The organism is Sutcliffiella horikoshii (assembly GCF_020524325.1).
Lineage (GTDB): Bacteria > Bacillota > Bacilli > Bacillales > Bacillaceae_I > Sutcliffiella_A > Sutcliffiella_A horikoshii_D.
The window spans coordinates 139,370-154,035 of sequence record NZ_JAIVKY010000001.1; the positions used below are offsets into that span (position 1 = coordinate 139,370).

23 protein-coding genes are annotated in these 14,666 nt (G+C 37.3%); 12 read left to right on the forward strand and 11 right to left on the reverse strand.

Features of this window, described 5'->3' with window-relative positions; genetic code table 11:
• The first annotated feature begins 21 nt into the window (after positions 1-21).
• Together LC091_RS00725 and LC091_RS00730 are read left to right on the forward strand one after the other, a co-directional pair.
• A complete protein-coding gene (locus tag LC091_RS00725) occupies positions 22-357 on the forward strand; it encodes a hypothetical protein (RefSeq protein WP_226679814.1) in 336 nt (111 codons plus the stop codon).
• A 37-nt stretch (positions 358-394) separates the two neighbouring features.
• Positions 395-580 (forward strand): hypothetical protein, encoded by a 186-nt coding sequence (locus tag LC091_RS00730; protein ID WP_226679815.1) that lies wholly within the window; start codon positions 395-397, stop codon positions 578-580.
• A 56-nt stretch (positions 581-636) separates the two neighbouring features.
• Here the strand turns inward: LC091_RS00730 and LC091_RS00735 are convergent, their stop codons facing one another.
• Positions 637-1,008 (reverse strand): VOC family protein, encoded by a 372-nt coding sequence (locus LC091_RS00735; protein WP_226679816.1) that lies wholly within the window; start codon positions 1,006-1,008, stop codon positions 637-639.
• Between the two features lie 132 nt (positions 1,009-1,140).
• Between LC091_RS00735 and LC091_RS00740 the strand changes: the two genes are divergently transcribed.
• Positions 1,141-1,686: a GNAT family N-acetyltransferase gene (locus LC091_RS00740; protein ID WP_226679817.1), complete on the forward strand. Its 546-nt coding sequence runs from the start codon at positions 1,141-1,143 to the stop codon at positions 1,684-1,686.
• Positions 1,679-2,449, forward strand: a complete 771-nt coding sequence (locus LC091_RS00745) for a class I SAM-dependent methyltransferase (RefSeq protein ID WP_226679818.1) — start codon at positions 1,679-1,681, stop codon at positions 2,447-2,449. Before LC091_RS00740 ends, LC091_RS00745 begins: the two co-directional genes overlap by 8 nt.
• Positions 2,450-2,454: 5 nt before the next feature.
• Here the strand turns inward: LC091_RS00745 and LC091_RS00750 are convergent, their stop codons facing one another.
• Complete coding sequence (locus tag LC091_RS00750) at positions 2,455-2,853, reverse strand: VOC family protein (protein ID WP_226679819.1); 399 nt, start codon at positions 2,851-2,853, stop codon at positions 2,455-2,457.
• Between the two features lie 57 nt (positions 2,854-2,910).
• Positions 2,911-3,639 (reverse strand): nucleotidyltransferase domain-containing protein, encoded by a 729-nt coding sequence (locus LC091_RS00755; protein ID WP_226679820.1) that lies wholly within the window; start codon positions 3,637-3,639, stop codon positions 2,911-2,913.
• A gap of 104 nt (positions 3,640-3,743) precedes the next feature.
• On the opposite strand from LC091_RS00755, the gene LC091_RS00760 reads away from it, so the two are divergent.
• The 3 genes from LC091_RS00760 to LC091_RS00770 all read left to right on the forward strand — a co-directional run bounded on the left by LC091_RS00760 (position 3,744) and on the right by LC091_RS00770 (position 6,127).
• Positions 3,744-4,712 (forward strand): alpha/beta hydrolase, encoded by a 969-nt coding sequence (locus LC091_RS00760; protein WP_404819642.1) that lies wholly within the window; start codon positions 3,744-3,746, stop codon positions 4,710-4,712.
• Between the two features lie 107 nt (positions 4,713-4,819).
• On the forward strand, positions 4,820-5,242 hold the full coding sequence (locus tag LC091_RS00765) for a ferritin-like domain-containing protein (RefSeq protein ID WP_226679821.1): 423 nt from the start codon (positions 4,820-4,822) through the stop codon (positions 5,240-5,242).
• 114 nt (positions 5,243-5,356) lie between these two features.
• Positions 5,357-6,127 (forward strand): alpha/beta hydrolase, encoded by a 771-nt coding sequence (locus tag LC091_RS00770; RefSeq protein WP_226679822.1) that lies wholly within the window; start codon positions 5,357-5,359, stop codon positions 6,125-6,127.
• Positions 6,128-6,172: 45 nt separating this feature from the next.
• Here LC091_RS00770 and LC091_RS00775 read toward each other — a convergent pair whose 3' ends face one another.
• Positions 6,173-6,799 (reverse strand): nitroreductase family protein, encoded by a 627-nt coding sequence (locus tag LC091_RS00775; RefSeq protein WP_226679823.1) that lies wholly within the window; start codon positions 6,797-6,799, stop codon positions 6,173-6,175.
• A 203-nt stretch (positions 6,800-7,002) separates the two neighbouring features.
• Complete coding sequence (locus tag LC091_RS00780) at positions 7,003-8,079, reverse strand: YqcI/YcgG family protein (protein ID WP_226679824.1); 1,077 nt, start codon at positions 8,077-8,079, stop codon at positions 7,003-7,005.
• A gap of 128 nt (positions 8,080-8,207) precedes the next feature.
• On the opposite strand from LC091_RS00780, the gene LC091_RS00785 reads away from it, so the two are divergent.
• A complete protein-coding gene (locus tag LC091_RS00785) occupies positions 8,208-8,837 on the forward strand; it encodes a LysE family transporter (protein WP_226679825.1) in 630 nt (209 codons plus the stop codon).
• A 56-nt stretch (positions 8,838-8,893) separates the two neighbouring features.
• Positions 8,894-10,228, forward strand: coding sequence for an alanine/glycine:cation symporter family protein (locus tag LC091_RS00790; RefSeq protein WP_226679908.1), 1,335 nt, complete (start codon positions 8,894-8,896; stop codon positions 10,226-10,228).
• A 56-nt stretch (positions 10,229-10,284) separates the two neighbouring features.
• Here the strand turns inward: LC091_RS00790 and LC091_RS00795 are convergent, their stop codons facing one another.
• From LC091_RS00795 to LC091_RS00820, 6 genes are all read right to left on the reverse strand, one after another.
• Positions 10,285-10,539: a hypothetical protein gene (locus LC091_RS00795; protein WP_319003621.1), complete on the reverse strand. Its 255-nt coding sequence runs from the start codon at positions 10,537-10,539 to the stop codon at positions 10,285-10,287.
• A 123-nt stretch (positions 10,540-10,662) separates the two neighbouring features.
• A complete protein-coding gene (locus LC091_RS00800; protein WP_226679826.1) occupies positions 10,663-10,824 on the reverse strand; it encodes a hypothetical protein in 162 nt (53 codons plus the stop codon).
• Positions 10,825-11,000: 176 nt separating this feature from the next.
• A complete protein-coding gene (locus tag LC091_RS00805) occupies positions 11,001-11,345 on the reverse strand; it encodes a hypothetical protein (RefSeq protein ID WP_226679827.1) in 345 nt (114 codons plus the stop codon).
• 74 nt (positions 11,346-11,419) lie between these two features.
• On the reverse strand, positions 11,420-11,875 hold the full coding sequence (locus tag LC091_RS00810) for a GNAT family N-acetyltransferase (protein WP_226679828.1): 456 nt from the start codon (positions 11,873-11,875) through the stop codon (positions 11,420-11,422).
• A 3-nt stretch (positions 11,876-11,878) separates the two neighbouring features.
• Positions 11,879-12,373 (reverse strand): hypothetical protein, encoded by a 495-nt coding sequence (locus LC091_RS00815; protein WP_226679829.1) that lies wholly within the window; start codon positions 12,371-12,373, stop codon positions 11,879-11,881.
• A 95-nt stretch (positions 12,374-12,468) separates the two neighbouring features.
• Complete coding sequence (locus tag LC091_RS00820; protein ID WP_226679830.1) at positions 12,469-12,804, reverse strand: zinc ribbon domain-containing protein YjdM; 336 nt, start codon at positions 12,802-12,804, stop codon at positions 12,469-12,471.
• 141 nt (positions 12,805-12,945) lie between these two features.
• Between LC091_RS00820 and LC091_RS00825 the strand changes: the two genes are divergently transcribed.
• The 3 genes from LC091_RS00825 (at position 12,946) to LC091_RS00835 (ending at position 14,650) form a co-directional block, all read left to right on the forward strand.
• Positions 12,946-13,566 carry an alpha/beta hydrolase gene (locus LC091_RS00825; protein WP_226679831.1) on the forward strand — a complete coding sequence of 207 codons (621 nt, stop codon included), beginning with the start codon at positions 12,946-12,948 and terminating at the stop codon, positions 13,564-13,566.
• A gap of 123 nt (positions 13,567-13,689) precedes the next feature.
• Positions 13,690-13,905 carry a helix-turn-helix transcriptional regulator gene (locus LC091_RS00830; RefSeq protein ID WP_010194276.1) on the forward strand — a complete coding sequence of 72 codons (216 nt, stop codon included), beginning with the start codon at positions 13,690-13,692 and terminating at the stop codon, positions 13,903-13,905.
• Positions 13,898-14,650 (forward strand): hypothetical protein, encoded by a 753-nt coding sequence (locus LC091_RS00835; RefSeq protein ID WP_226679832.1) that lies wholly within the window; start codon positions 13,898-13,900, stop codon positions 14,648-14,650. Before LC091_RS00830 ends, LC091_RS00835 begins: the two co-directional genes overlap by 8 nt.
• The last annotated feature ends 16 nt before the right edge of the window (positions 14,651-14,666 follow it).

Below are 14,666 nucleotides of genomic sequence, written 5' to 3' on the forward strand. Positions count from 1 at the left end.
AACCTAACAAGGAAAGGGATCATGATGGAAAAACACTTTTACATAATTATAGCTTTCTTAATTCTATCCTTTCCTTGTTTGGCGTATAGTGAAATTGCACACTCTTTTCCATTATCCAGTGATACTATTTCCACTTATATTGACATGCAGATTGAACCGGCAGTACAGGCTCCTAGTACAAATGGCTGGCAAAACAAGAAGATGGATATTACGTGTGAATCCCCTCCTTTACTTTTAATAGACATTTACCATCATCCATACAAACTTTCAATCAATCGAGTTATCCTGGCAAGGCCACATCTATTCCTTACACCATACTTTTATCAAGGTGGCTACCTCTCACTTACAGTGATTTAGATACTTATTAATTACTAAATCATAGAGAAGAGGAAAGATGATGAATCAGAAAACTGAATTTCAAAAATCCATGGCAACTTATGCGCTTTTAATTGCTGTGACAGGTTTGTTTCTTACTTCGATTGTAGTTGCAGCCATGGTAACCGACCAAAATATATTCTCCATGTTACCGAAATTTTCTTGGGATATGGTAAATACATGGGACAAAATTTTTAATCAATAAAAATAAAAAAGTCGACTTGTTGAGGGATATCCTCCCAATACAACAAGTCGACTTTTTTATCTATGCTGATCAATTAAAATAGGGTTTCCATCTGGATCTTCTATTGTAAAGCTGGCCGGTCCCTTTGTTGTTTCATCTGCTTCTGTCAGGAATTTTATTCCCTTTCCCATAAGGTTCTTTTGAAGGACTCTGACATCTGTAAATTCATCTAAGCTCTCGGCATTTTGATTCCAACCTGGATTAAATGTCAAAATATTTTTCTCAAACATACCTTGAAAAAGCCCGATAACACAACTTTCATTCTTCATAATCAACCAATTATGGCTGATTTCTCCTCCCAATACTTCAAATCCGAGACACTCATAGAATTCTTTTGATTTATGAATATCTTTAACCGTTAAACTTACTGAAAAAGCGCCTAGTTTCATTGTTCCTCCCTCTGGATACGAATATCCTAGCCGTTTAAGTTTGTTCCACTCTATTATATCAACAATATGGAAAGAGAAAGTAGAGAATTTTCATTCTATTTATTTTATAATAACCTATAGGAGGAGAGATAATTGAATTTTACATATGAAGTGGTACCTATTGATAGATTAGAAATATGCAAAGAAATTTGTAATGAGTTAATGGTATACCAGAAATCATTGGCCTTTATAACACCTGAACGCTTCGATAACATGACCTATGAAACAAGATTGATTCCCTCTGTGGAAAAAGCTCAACATAATTATTTGATGGTAGTGAAAAATGAAGATGAAATCATTGGCTATGTTTATTCAAACATTTCTCCAAAAGAGGTCTATTCGTCGGAATTTGCAACTTTTTTTGACATGAATACTGTTGAGAAGACGCATGTTGGTTGCTTGTCTCAATTCTACATTAAGGAAAAATATCGTCAATATGGAATTGGTTCAAGACTGTTTTCCATGTCGTTGGATTGGCTTCAAAATTTCAATGAAATAGAAGATTATTTTATCTTTGTTTCAAATGGGAATGAACAAGCACTTGAGTTTTATAAACGAAAGGGTTTTTTTGTAAGTCACGAGATACTAGAAGGATTTATTACGGTATTAAGAAACAAAAAGGCGGAAAACAATGAATAACATTTTCAGTGATAATCTTGAAAAATATGCAGATACAAAGGAATATGATCGTAAACACGAGAATTTTCTAATAGATTTACCTCTAATTCTGGAGTGGGCACCGGAGAGTGGTCCTATTATTGAATTCGCATGTGGGACGGGAAGATTGACTATTCCAATTGCTGAACAAGGTCATGAAATGATTGGAGTGGATATTCATCAGGGGATGCTAGAGCGAGCTAAAGCAAAGGCTATTGATAAAAATCTGACCATTCAATGGTTTTTACAGGATTGCTCTCAGTTATCTTTTAATCAATCTAGTAAGTTAATCTTCATGAGTGGCAACTCATTTCAACATTTCCTGACGAATGAGGTGCAAGACGCACTTTTTCAATCCGTCCATCAACACCTAGAAGATGGAGGAATATTCATTTTTGATACAAGAAATCCGAAGATGGATGAGTTATCAAAGATGGATGAGTATGAAGAGTATTTTATGCACTCTAATGGGATGCAGGTGGCAGAGTATCATAAAGAAACGTATCAGCCCCTAACACAGATACTTCATTGCGAGACGGAAAGAAGATTTTTAAATGGGACAAAAATAGAGTCAATAGAAAAAGATACTATTTCATTACGTTATGTTTTCCCCTTGGAAATGCGCCGGCTTTTAAATGAACATGGATTCAAGTTGTTGCATGAGTACGGTGACTGGAATAAAAGTTCATTAACCGCAAAAAGTCCCCAAATGATCTATGTTTGCCAAAAGAAAGGGAGTAGTTAAAGTGACTACTCCTTTCCATTTAAGTCCATCTGGTCAACATTAAATTCAATTAAATTATTGGAAGGATCCATACAAAAAATTTGCGCAAAGCCGCTCTTGCTATGAGGTTTTTGCACTATTTCAATACCCTTACCTTGTAAAAATTCCACTGTTTTATTATAATCGTCTACTCTGATGGCAAAATGACCATCTCTACTGTCAATTTTATTTTCACTTCTCAATGTTTCTGCTTTTTTATTTTGAATTAAATGAAGCTGCGAATTCCCAACTTGATACCAAGCTCCTGGAAAGTCAAAATCAGGTCTTTTTAACTCCGGAAACTCGAGTAGTGTTCCGTAAAAGTGTTTTGCTTCTTCCACATCATTGACCGCAAGGCTGACATGATGCATATCCGATATTTTCATTTTGGTTACACGTCCTTTCTAAAAATAATATTGCTTAGTATAACAATAATAAATAACTCATTGATTTTTCCCTAACGAAAAACCTTCAAATAACCTACCACCGTGTGGATTCAAAATCCCCTCCAAAATATGTATAACTCTTCTCTTATCATCGGTTTTATAGAATAAGTCAAAGGCTTCCGTAAATTCTATTGCATATTCTTCATCATAATCAGCTAGAGAGCGAAAAACCCATTTGGAAGAGCCGATCCACTTATTGTTCATTCTTAGGACAAATTCTGCTGCAAGGTCAGCAAGATGCCCAGCAACAAATATTGCTTCAGATCGATTTGTCGTACCAATAAAGTCATCTAACACATCAGTAAGAAAATATCGTTTCAGCTTAATTGTTGTTTCGTCCCATTTTACCGGACCAGCATGTAAAAGTAATTCTGCTTCTTGTTTTATTCCAACAATAATCCCTTTATCCTTTAAAACAATCCCCTCTGCGATCATTCTCGGCAAACATGGTCGTGCCCTTTCACAATCACTTTTGAAAAACGCCTGATAGGAGTCTAAGTTATGACAGAATAATTCAACCGGCCATCCTAAATCGAAGAAAGACTCTCTGTAAGAAGCGTGTAACTTTGAGTCAAAGACCACAATATCCAAGTCTGATGTGGAATTCTCCTGTCCACGAACAACGCTTCCCGCAAGTATCGCTCCATCACAATTAGGAAAATATTTCTCAATAATTTCCTTTGCAGCTTTCATTGCAGGCAATCGTTGTAGATAATCTACTTTCATCCTTTAAACACCTCTTTTCCCAAAAGCATATCATAAAAAAACATCCATTATTAGATAAATTTTCTCTCTCTTCTACCATCCCATTTCCCTTCTGGCTTATCCAAATGATAAACTATGGTATATATATCCTTTTTGGAGGTTTTAAGGTGAGACAGCTAAAACGCATATTAATTGTTATGGGCATTTTACTTTCCTATATCCTGTTTGTCGGAATTTTTTTCACCAATAAAGTAATGTACATTCGTAAAAAAACAAATGAAGAAATTTTACAGCGTGAAAAGCTACTCGGCCACTTTAAAGAAGATGTTTATTTGAAGTTGCCTAAACAAGAACTTACCATCCCTTCCCCACTCGGTTACAATATTTACGGGGAAATGTTTGATGTACCAGGTTCCACTCGTTATATGATTTTAAGTCATGGTGTCACACAGAACACCCTCAATTCTATTAAATACATGAATATCTTCCTTGAAAGGGGCTGGAATGTTGTTTTATATGATCACCGTAGACATGGAAAATCCGGTGGGAAGACAACAAGCTATGGCTTTTATGAAAAGCACGATTTAAAAGCGGTCGTAGATTGGGTTCGGGAACATGCAGGAAATGAGGCAACCATAGGGATACATGGGGAATCCATGGGTGCTGCTACACTGCTGATGTATGCGGGAGGAATTGAAGATGGTGCAGACTTCTATATAGCTGATTGTCCGTTTTCAGATCTTGAGGAACAACTGACTTATCGTTTAAAAGCAGATTTCAAAATTCCCAAGCAACTTGTAATGCCAATCGCCAATACATTTTTACGCATTAGAGATAAATACTCAATCCGAGATGTTTCACCAATTAATGTTATTGAGAATATCGAGAATCCAGTCTTGTTTATCCACAGTGAACCTGATGACTTTATTCCGATTATGATGACTCAACAACTTTTTGAAAAGAAAAAAGGCAAAAAGCAGTTGTATGTCGCTAGAAACGGAATGCATGCGATGAGCTATAGTGAAAATCGCGAGGAATACGAAAAAGCGATTGATGAATTTCTTGATGAGATTGGTTTTGGCAAGAGCGAGTAATATCTAGGGAGCAACCATAAAAGTGGTTGTTTCTTTTTTTTGCTTAGAATAATTTCCTATTTTTAATTGAATCATAAAGATAGGACAATTTTGAAGGAGTGAAAGGAATGGATGAGCAAATCAAGGAATTGAACGCCTTTTTGGAGGGCGAATTCATGGGCATTCATGCATATGAACATTATATAAAAAACACACAGGATGAAGCGATAAAGAAAGATTTGCAAACGATCCAGCAGAACCATAAGATGCATGCTATTTTTGTAGCGGAAAGAATTCAGAATCTTGGTGGCGAGGCAGTCGATGATGTCGGCCTGGTCGGAGCTTTTCAGGAGAGAGTCCAACAGGTAAAGGGCTACCCTAAGGATTCTCGTGCAATTATAGAAGGGGCTATACATGGTGAGGAGTTCGGGTCAGATATGATGGCAGAGTTTGTGAAGGGTGACTTGGATTTGGAAAGCAGGAATATCGTCCAGTCCATACTGAAGGAGCATCAGCAACATATTGAATTATTAAGAAAGCATTTGAAATAAGAAATGAATTAGGACGGTGCGGTTGCCACTGTCTTTTTTTATGGAATGCACTACCTCCCTTTCGAAATTACTACTATAATAAAAGAAAGAAAAAATATAAGGGAGTAATGAAACATGCTTGAATTTTTCAACGTAACTATCACCCCGTTTCAATCAGACCGCAGAGTAAGCGTTCTTTTACCCAAAGGCTATGAAACAACGGATAAGCGATATCCTGTTCTGTATATGCATGATGGACAAAATCTGTTTATCGATAGCGAAGCAAGCTTTGGTGTCAGCTGGGGAATCAAGGATTATTTAGAACAAGAGTCAGACTTTGAAATCATTGTGGTGGGTATTGACTGCAACCATGAAGGTTTTGAGCGTTTTAACGAATATGCGCCATGGGAAAATAAGGAGCTTGGTCAAAGGCTGTTTAACGATGACAACCTTACAGGCGGAAAAGGCAAAGAATATATTGATTACTTGACGTTTGAGTTAAAACCTTTCATTGATGAAAAATACCGAACTCTTCCGGAAGAGACGGCGATGGCTGGCTCTTCTATGGGTGGACTTATTTCAACTTATGCGGCATGTAAATACCCTCATATTTATAAGAAGATTGCTTCCCTGTCTTCTGCCTATTGGATTAATCAACCTGAAATAGAAGTATACATACAAGAAAGTGATTTAAATGAAGTGGAACGATTTTATTTGGATGTTGGCACAAAGGAAGATACCTCATTTATCAATCATCAAATTTATATAGACTCTAGTCAAAAAGTGTATGAATTATTAGTAGAGAAAATTCAGAATGTACGCTTCGATATCGTGGAAGAGGCAGTGCATAACGAGGCTGCATGGCGCGATAGGCTTCCTGTCATGTTTGAATTTTTGTATAAGTAATGGAAAAGGACTCACCCTCGAGTGAGTCCTTTCAATTTTTACACCTTAAAATGTTTCATATGTTACAACTTCATCAAGTGGGAAACGCAATGTTCCATGAGCTTCAGCCGCCGCTTTACCAACAGATATTAACATAACAGGTACATATCGATCAGGGATGTTGAATTGTTCTCTGAATGCTACTTTATCAAATCCACCCATTGGTACGGTATCATAGCCTTTTTCTTTTGCAGCAAGCATCAATTGCATGGAAGCCAGCGCACCGTTCATAACCGCTTCATCACGCGCAAACTGGTCATTTGTATAAGCTCCATGAATTTGGTTCGTTAAGATTTCTTTAACTTCTGGCGTCATGAAACCTTTCTTTACTACTTCCCCATATACTCTTTCCGCATTTTGGTTTGCTTGAAGATCACCTAGCACCGCAATAGTGACGGAACTGTCGACTACTTGTTGCTGATTGTAGGCTATTGGTAAAAGCTTTTCCTTTTGGCTATCTGATTGAATCACAAGAAATTTCCAATGCTGCAAGTTCCATGAAGATGGTGCAGTAATGGTTGCCTCTAAAATTTCTTGAAGGTCTTTTTGCGGCATATCGTATTGTGTATATTTACGTACTGAATGACGCTCTTTCATTGTTTCAATAGCTGACTTAGTAGTTGTGTTATTCATGAAGAAATCACTCCTTCTTCTAGTTGAGATTCATTACTATTTATTTTTATCACATGAATATCTCAATGTCAAAATGTATGCATTCGAGATAACTGGAAGTTTCATCTACCATTAGAAAGTAATGGAATGTCTCCAATCATTTATTATTATTCCCCGTTAAACAAAAAAACTCCATTCCAATAAAAGAGAATGGAGTTAATCCATTATTTTAAAACTGCAATGACATACAAACAACCGTCCATGCCTGCTAAGGATCCGTGTACTGTTTCTTTTGGTAAGTAAATCCGGTCACCTTCTTGACAGGTAATGAGGTCTCCTCCCACTTCCATAGAGACACTTCCCTTAAGGATATGTAAAACCTCATTTGTTGGATGGGTATGAGTAGGATGGGCTTTAAACGGTTCATCTCGCTGTACTTCCACATATCCTGTTCCCTTTATCGGCAATAGTTCCATTGTTACTTTTTCAAGGCTGCCACCTACTCCTCTATCTACTCGAAAATCTTTAAAGTCTGAAGTGAACGAATAAACAACCTCTGAAGTATTGTTTTTCTCTTTCTCCAACGACGCGTGAAATGGGCATTTTGATGTTTCAACATTATTATCATCCATTAAGAAATACTGCCTCCATTCTCTCGTTTCTGCTTTACCATACCAGTTAAGCGAAGGGTGAGCTGGTACACTATCATACACTTCTAAACGATCCCTGACCGTCTTTTGAAACAGCTTTCCGATATGAGTGTCCCCGCTTATCCCGTCAAACACCCATCTTGGCTGGAAAGTGATCATAAACGTTGATGCTTTCCTGCTTGCTCGTTTTTCATGTACAGGAGTGTTGCAAACAACGAATATTGGCTCATTATGAAAAGAAAACTCCCATAGATAATGATCTGGATCTGACGGGATATTTTCCGGCCATTCCTTATCATCCAATTGATGGAGGTGTTGAAGGACATTCCAGAATTGCTTTTCATACTTTTCTAACGTTTTCTTCTCCTCTGGTCTAAAGAATGCAACAAACGACGTATTCTTCCCGAGTTCCCTCGCTTCTTCAAGATATAATTTTAATGCTGCAGCCAAGTTTTCCATTGCATCTGGACTTGTTGAACTTTCAATAAATGCAAAACGAAGCGAGCCCTGTTTAAAGCCTTCCACACCGAATACACATGGAAAAGGACGAGTTTCTGACAACATGTCTTTTGTGAATTCTGAGAAGACATGCCTCCCCCATGGAGGAACATTCTTTAATGTATAAAGTGCTTCCAAATCCAATTGCTGCATCCATTCTCCCCCTTTAGCTAAGAAAAGTACTAATTATAAATACGAACAAATCTTACCATCTATGCATGAAACGGCTTTTCTTTTACATATAAATTTATGGACAAGTCTTGTAGTTAGGAGATATTTACATGGAAATTATATGGACCGTCGTGCACTTCATGGTTCTTGGGATTAGCTTAGCTGCTCCAGTGGGGCCAATAAATTTAGAGATGATCAAACGAGGAATTTCATCTGGGTTTTATGCTTCCTGGGTTGTTGGATTAGGTGGTATGACTGCTGATATTATTTTTTTATTGATTATTTTAATTGGAATGGCACCCTATCTCCAAATAGAGTGGGTTGAATTATGTATGTATGGAATAGGCGGAGGGTTATTGCTTTACCTCGGTATAACCACTATCTATGGGTCCTTCACCAAAAGAAAAATCCTCGAACTTGGACAACCCATTCAGAGAAATTCATTCATCGTCGGATTTAGCATAGCTGCGTTTAATCCCATTAACTTTATTTTTTGGTTTGGAATTTTCGGTTCTTCCATTCAATCTCTTTCTGAGAAAAGCTGGATTATTGCTTTAGTTGGTTGTCTTTCCTTGTTGCTCGGGATCTTCCTATGGAACTTGAATATAGCCTTTACGGTTCACTTTGCACGCGCGTTTATCAAAGAAAAAATCCTTAAAACCGTTAACCTCGGTGCTGGAATTTTCTTAACGGTATCTGCCTTCCCATTTTTGTCAAAATTCCTGAACCTCATTTTGTAGAATAGATTCCTCCCTTTTGAAAAAGATACTTAAGAGGGGGGATACACTTGAAACATATGCTGTCTACGTTTACTGACTTTATTTGGGGTTTCCCGATGATTATACTTTTTGTGATTGCCGGAATCTTTTTAACGATTAGACTAGGCTTTCTTCCTTTTCGTTATTTCCCACACATTGTGAAAATGACTTTAGGTCAAATAGGGAAAAAAACAGTGGGTTCTTCGGGAGGTATTACTCCGTTTGCCGCTTTTACTTCTGCATTGAGCGCCACTGCTGGTGCTACAAATATAGTGGGTGTTCCAGTTGCTATCGCTTTTGGAGGACCAGGGGCATTATTTTGGATGTGGATCGTGGCATTCATTGGCATGTCGACCATTTTTGCCGAGCTAGTATTAGGGATTACATATCGTGAAAAAAATAAAGAAGGGAAATGGGTTGGCGGTCCTTTTTACTACCTTTCCAAAGGATTGCGCTGGGACAAGCTTGGCTGGTTTTATGCATTTGGCTTAATGCTTGAAGTAGTTCCAAGCGTCATGGTCCAGTCTAATAGCGTAAGTGTTCAACTGGAGAATGAATATAATTTTTCTTTATTGGTAGTTGGGATCATTTTGGCCATTGTCACTGCTTTTATCGTTTTTGGTGGCATTGATCGTATCGGAAAAATTAGTTCAAGATTATTGCCAGTGTTTGTTCTTACCTATGTCGGGTTGACGCTCACCATTATATGCATGAATATTGGCAAGCTGCCAGGAGTTTTCTCCTTAATTGTTTCGGATGCCTTTACTCCAACCTCGGCTGCGGGAGTGTTTGCAGGAGCTACTGTGGTTCAGACCATGCGATGGGGACTAGCACGTGGACTATACACTAGTGAAGCCGGTATGGGGACATCTGCAATCGCCTACGCTTCTGCTGATACGGACCAACCTGTAAGACAATCATTCTGGGGCATGATCGCGGTCATAATCGATACATTGGTCATCTGCACCCTCACCGGCCTTACCGTGCTAATAACAGATGTATGGAAAGAAGTTGGCGTAAAAAAAGCTGCCTCCATGGTCTCCTACGCCATGAAAACCACCCTGCCGGATTGGCTTAGCTCCCTTTCCATCTCCGTATTCTTAGTGTTTTTTGTCCTGGCTACCGTCGGGGTAATTATCTTTTACGGGGAAAGTCAGGCTGAATTATTATTCGGTCGGAAAATGCGCTATATTATGAGGTTCGTTTATCTTGCAGCCATTGTCGTCGGAGCAGTTGGAGGATTAAAATTTGTTTGGGAACTCTTGGACTTGTTGCTGTTCTTCATTGTGGTTCCCAACATTATAGGAATTGTGTTTTTGAGTGGAGTGGTTAAGAAGGCGAAGGATGAGTATCTTGAGGAGTTTGTGAATTGAAGTTTATGGTGTTAAAGGTGCTTGGCTCCGGGAAGGAGTGAGCACCTTTTTATTATTTAGTGAGTATTCCGTTTCATATGGCTTAGTATTAACCTGATTTGCCCTCGATGATATAGTTCATCTTCAAAGACACGGAACCAACGGAAGTAGTTGTTAGCCAGGTGTTTAGGTCCAAACGGGAAATCTTCATCTAACCATTTATCTTCTTTTTCTTTTAGTTGGGATTTGGTCGTATCACGAATTTTATTCAATTTTTCTATGTAGAAGGATACAGCATTACCTTCGGATTCTTTAAAGGTACTATCACCCAAAGTTAAGCCAGCTCTTAGCTTCTCTATTTCTTGGTCTGCAGGGTCTCTTTCTTCAAAGGTAAGTATATGATATACCTCCTCAACGCAAGCAATATGTAATAGTAGACTTCCTATTGAGTTACCTTATCCGTTTATTCTATAATCTAACTCTTCCGCAGATAAATATTGAGTAGCCTCAAATGTTGTCTCTCTTGCATACTCCATCATTGCTAATAGTCGACCAATTTCAGGTGTATATCCTTCCATACATTCCAATATAAACGTTTTATCTTTCATTGTGGTCATGTTCTGCCCCTCCTCCTCCTAAATACTGTCCAAACCATCCCACTTACTGTCGAAACTACACCAAATACTGTCCGAAAATTATAAATACAATCCAAACTACACACTTTACTGTCGAAAACCTAGCAAATACATACCAACCGACAAATAACGACAAAACACCCTACACAGTTTACGTCCTAACTACTCGCTATATATGCGTTTTCTTCAAATAGCAATTGACCCTCTGGAAGATCACACATTTTAAAAGCCCCCGAGAATCGGCGTTCTATTCCCTCTTTAAACTCTCCAAACAGTTCCTCTGAAATGGAAGAATGCCAGGCAAAACGATAATGTAAAATCTCGTCTTGTTCCGACTTTTCAAGAGGATTCAATGCCATTCCCATTTTTGTTGAGCTTGCATTTGATTGAGCAGCTAAATTAAGTAAGAATACTTCCAGAATCTTAGCTTCCCTGTCGTTTAAATCATGATCATTCATTTTTACTGTTACATCTACCATTGCAATACTAATAGCGAATTCCACCTTACTTCCTAAATTTTGTTGCTATAATTAATTCGCTAAGGTGGCAAATAAATTCTTCCTATTATTTCTATATTTTACAATTTCTTCATCATAAAAACACAATTAGGATCTTCTTCGTAATCAGCAAACGGCTCACAATAGTCAAATCCAAAGCTTTTATAGAGTTTTTGCGCTGGGTAAAAAGCTTCCATGGAACCTGTTTCAAGATACAAATTTTGATATCCACGTTCTTTTCCAGCTTGAATAATGGATTGGAGGATTTGTGCGCCTATACCTTTTCTTAAATATTTTGAAGAAGTGCGCATGGATTTTACCTCACCACTTTTGGCGTCCAGCTCCTTAAGAGCTCCACAACCAACAACTTCCTTACCTTCCCACACGCTCCAAAAAGTAACATCCGGTTTTCTCAAAGCATCAAGGTTTAAATAATGGTTACTTTCTGGTGGAGAGAGTAAATTTAAATTTTTCATATGCTCTTCTACAAAAGTGATAACTGCTGGGTGAGTTACATCATCAATCTTAATTTTCATTTACTATCGCTCCTCTATAATTGTTACAGCATGATTGGGAAACTTAATTGCAATAGAAGCACCTGAAGAGAATATCACTTCGAAAGATAAAGTGGTTGAATCGACAGAAAGTAACTCTTCATATAACCATATATCTATATCCCGGTTCATCACAGGTTTATCGTTGTCATAATTTTCATGATGATATTCAATGAAAGAAACGTCATTAAATAACAGAATATTTTTAGTCAAACCCTCATCATTGCTTAAAGTTAATTTCAAGTTCATTTTGCGCAGGCTTTCATGCTCTAATTTAAGACTTAATAGATGATAATCATGAAAACCCCAACCGCTAAAACGCTGATAGACATCTTTAGACATCCTATTAGCCAGTGCTTCATAAGTTGACCTGTATTCTAAAACATATTTATTCCATTGGTCCTGGATTTTCTTTTCTTCTATTAGACTCAAGCTCCCATCGCTTTGAGCAAGAAATAATTCATATGTAAAATATCTCACTTTTTCTTCCCCTTTACACTCGTCGCTGATATCTCATTTTAGCATTAAATTCCAATATCAGACCACAAAAAAATGAACCCCAATAGGATCCATCCTTACACTTTTTTTACAAACTCCGTCTTAAGCTGCATAGCACCAAATCCATCGATTTTACACTCGATATCATGATCCCCATCAACCAGACGGATATTTTTCACTTTTGTTCCCTGTTTCACAACGGAAGAACTACCTTTTACTTTTAAGTCCTTTATGACGGTTACCGTATCTCCATCAATAAGGATATTTCCATTAGAATCTTTGTACACTTTCTCTTCATCCACTTTCTCAGTACCTGGTGCCCATTCATAAGCACATTCCGGACAAACAAGTAGGTTCCCATCTTCATATGTATATTCAGAATTACATGTTGGACAGTTTGGTAATGTTGACATTTATCGTGTTCCTCCATTTGCGTTCATTTTTACGCTCACTATAGAATAGCATAAGTTATTCTTAAATTTAATTATACATTTTTTCCCTATATCGCTAATAACATGATATAATTCTATAAAATTCATAATCGGGGTGAAGCCATGATAAACCAAAAACTAGAAGTTAAAACGTTTCCTACTAATCTAATGAAACAAAAAGCCACCACTACTAAACTTGCCATCATTCTTCCTGGAGCAGGTTACACGTCTCAAGGGCCTTTATTGCACTTCTCATCAGGACACTATTTTAAACAGGGATTTGATGTGCTTCAAGTAAATTACAGTTTTAGCGAAGCAGAACTTAACCCATTTGATGCAGACGGGTTTTCAGCTAATGTTTTACATACGTTGGAAGAAACCCTAAAAGAAACAACTTATGACCAATGTTTTATTGTTGCAAAATCAATCGGAACCATTGCATTGGCAAGTCTGTTAAAACACCCAACTTTCAATAGTGCTTCTGCCATATGGTTGACTCCTCTGCTACATCGGGATGATGTGTATCAAGCTATGTTAGAGGCTAAAAATAAATCCTTCTGTATTATTGGGGATAAAGATTTTTGCTATCGAGAAGACCGATTTGCAGACCTAAAATCTAATCCATCTTTAAAAACACTACTTATTCCAAATGGAGATCACAGTCTTGAAAATAAAGAGGATGTACTAGGTTCAATTGATATGCTTAAAGATGTTATAAACAACATCATAAAATTTTCAAACTAACTTCCTTACAGTACAAGGCACTTCTTGTACTGTTTTTTTTTGTACGTTTAGTAAAGTATCATTGACACTATGTTAACAATACTTTACATTAAGTATATAAAAGTTAACAAAAAGGAGAAACATATGCTGTGTAATCGGGTGAAGGAATTAAGGGCAAGACATGGCTTTTCTCAATCTGATTTGGGTAGCTTAGTCGGGGTAACGAGACAAACAATCGGTTTTATTGAAAAAGGGGAATTTTCGCCGTCCATCGCTTTGTCTTTAAGGCTTGCCAAGCATTTGAAAGTAAAAGTGGATGAGTTATTTTGGTTAGAAGGAGAGGATGAGGAAAATGAATAAAGATTTAAGGATTCAGCTGCCACTGTGGACTATCGCTTTTTGCATTCTTTTGATGCCGCTAACGTTTAGTCTGGTCCAGTTAATTGATTTAGTAATACATAATTTTGATGCTCTTTTCGTTGTAAACGGCACAGAAACCTCTTTTAATTGGGGTTTAATATCCATTCAACTATTCATTATAAGTATTTTGCTTCTTATCATTTTCTATATTGCATTTTATCGGAGATATAGAAAACATAATCGGGAGAATCCTCGAGAAAAACTATACTTCTTTGTTTTTTATAAACCTGGGGAGATACTTGAAGATGATGAAATGCTTCAACAAGTATCTAAAAATGCCACCAAAAAGGTTTACATACTCTTTGCAAATGCACTTCCCGTACTTGCATTATTGATGGTGATACCTCTTCACCGATCTGTATTCATTATGGCGATCTTGCTTGTTATAATCTTTCAGAACCTTCTTTTTTACAATGAAATCAACCAATACTACTCTGGCAATTATACATTCGGCAATAAAGGTAAAAAAACAGGTCGCGAACTTTCGCAAGTGAATAAAGGAGTGGTTCGAGGCATTGCGATTGTTAGTCTAATTATTATAGCTTTATCTATAGGAAGAATAGTTCAAATCCATTCAAATTCCCAAAGTATTTTACCTCAAATGGAAGCTTGTATGGACGAGGGTGGCACCGCAGTTGTTGAAAGTGGTAACATATGGAGCCTTTCAAAATTTACATGCGAATAGGCATTGCTCGAAGCAA

Coding starts and splice junctions, on each gene's coding strand:
- LC091_RS00750 (WP_226679819.1), bottom strand. CDS start 2,853: ATGAAAATATCGGATATGCATCATGTCAGCCTTGCGGTCAATGATGTG.
- LC091_RS00820 (WP_226679830.1), bottom strand. CDS start 12,804: ATGTCAACATTACCAAACTGTCCAACATGTAATTCTGAATATACATAT.
- LC091_RS00810 (WP_226679828.1), bottom strand. CDS start 11,875: ATGAAAATTAAGATTGATGATGTAACTCACCCAGCAGTTATCACTTTT.
- LC091_RS00790 (WP_226679908.1), top strand. CDS start 8,894: ATGCTGTCTACGTTTACTGACTTTATTTGGGGTTTCCCGATGATTATA.
- LC091_RS00765 (WP_226679821.1), top strand. CDS start 4,820: ATGGATGAGCAAATCAAGGAATTGAACGCCTTTTTGGAGGGCGAATTC.
- LC091_RS00770 (WP_226679822.1), top strand. CDS start 5,357: ATGCTTGAATTTTTCAACGTAACTATCACCCCGTTTCAATCAGACCGC.
- LC091_RS00730 (WP_226679815.1), top strand. CDS start 395: ATGATGAATCAGAAAACTGAATTTCAAAAATCCATGGCAACTTATGCG.
- LC091_RS00800 (WP_226679826.1), bottom strand. CDS start 10,824: ATGACCACAATGAAAGATAAAACGTTTATATTGGAATGTATGGAAGGA.
- LC091_RS00725 (WP_226679814.1), top strand. CDS start 22: ATGATGGAAAAACACTTTTACATAATTATAGCTTTCTTAATTCTATCC.
- LC091_RS00760 (WP_404819642.1), top strand. CDS start 3,744: ATGATAAACTATGGTATATATATCCTTTTTGGAGGTTTTAAGGTGAGA.
- LC091_RS00835 (WP_226679832.1), top strand. CDS start 13,898: ATGAATAAAGATTTAAGGATTCAGCTGCCACTGTGGACTATCGCTTTT.
- LC091_RS00735 (WP_226679816.1), bottom strand. CDS start 1,008: ATGAAACTAGGCGCTTTTTCAGTAAGTTTAACGGTTAAAGATATTCAT.
- LC091_RS00830 (WP_010194276.1), top strand. CDS start 13,690: ATGCTGTGTAATCGGGTGAAGGAATTAAGGGCAAGACATGGCTTTTCT.
- LC091_RS00825 (WP_226679831.1), top strand. CDS start 12,946: ATGATAAACCAAAAACTAGAAGTTAAAACGTTTCCTACTAATCTAATG.
- LC091_RS00755 (WP_226679820.1), bottom strand. CDS start 3,639: ATGAAAGTAGATTATCTACAACGATTGCCTGCAATGAAAGCTGCAAAG.
- LC091_RS00775 (WP_226679823.1), bottom strand. CDS start 6,799: ATGAATAACACAACTACTAAGTCAGCTATTGAAACAATGAAAGAGCGT.
- LC091_RS00745 (WP_226679818.1), top strand. CDS start 1,679: ATGAATAACATTTTCAGTGATAATCTTGAAAAATATGCAGATACAAAG.
- LC091_RS00785 (WP_226679825.1), top strand. CDS start 8,208: ATGGAAATTATATGGACCGTCGTGCACTTCATGGTTCTTGGGATTAGC.
- LC091_RS00780 (WP_226679824.1), bottom strand. CDS start 8,079: ATGCAGCAATTGGATTTGGAAGCACTTTATACATTAAAGAATGTTCCT.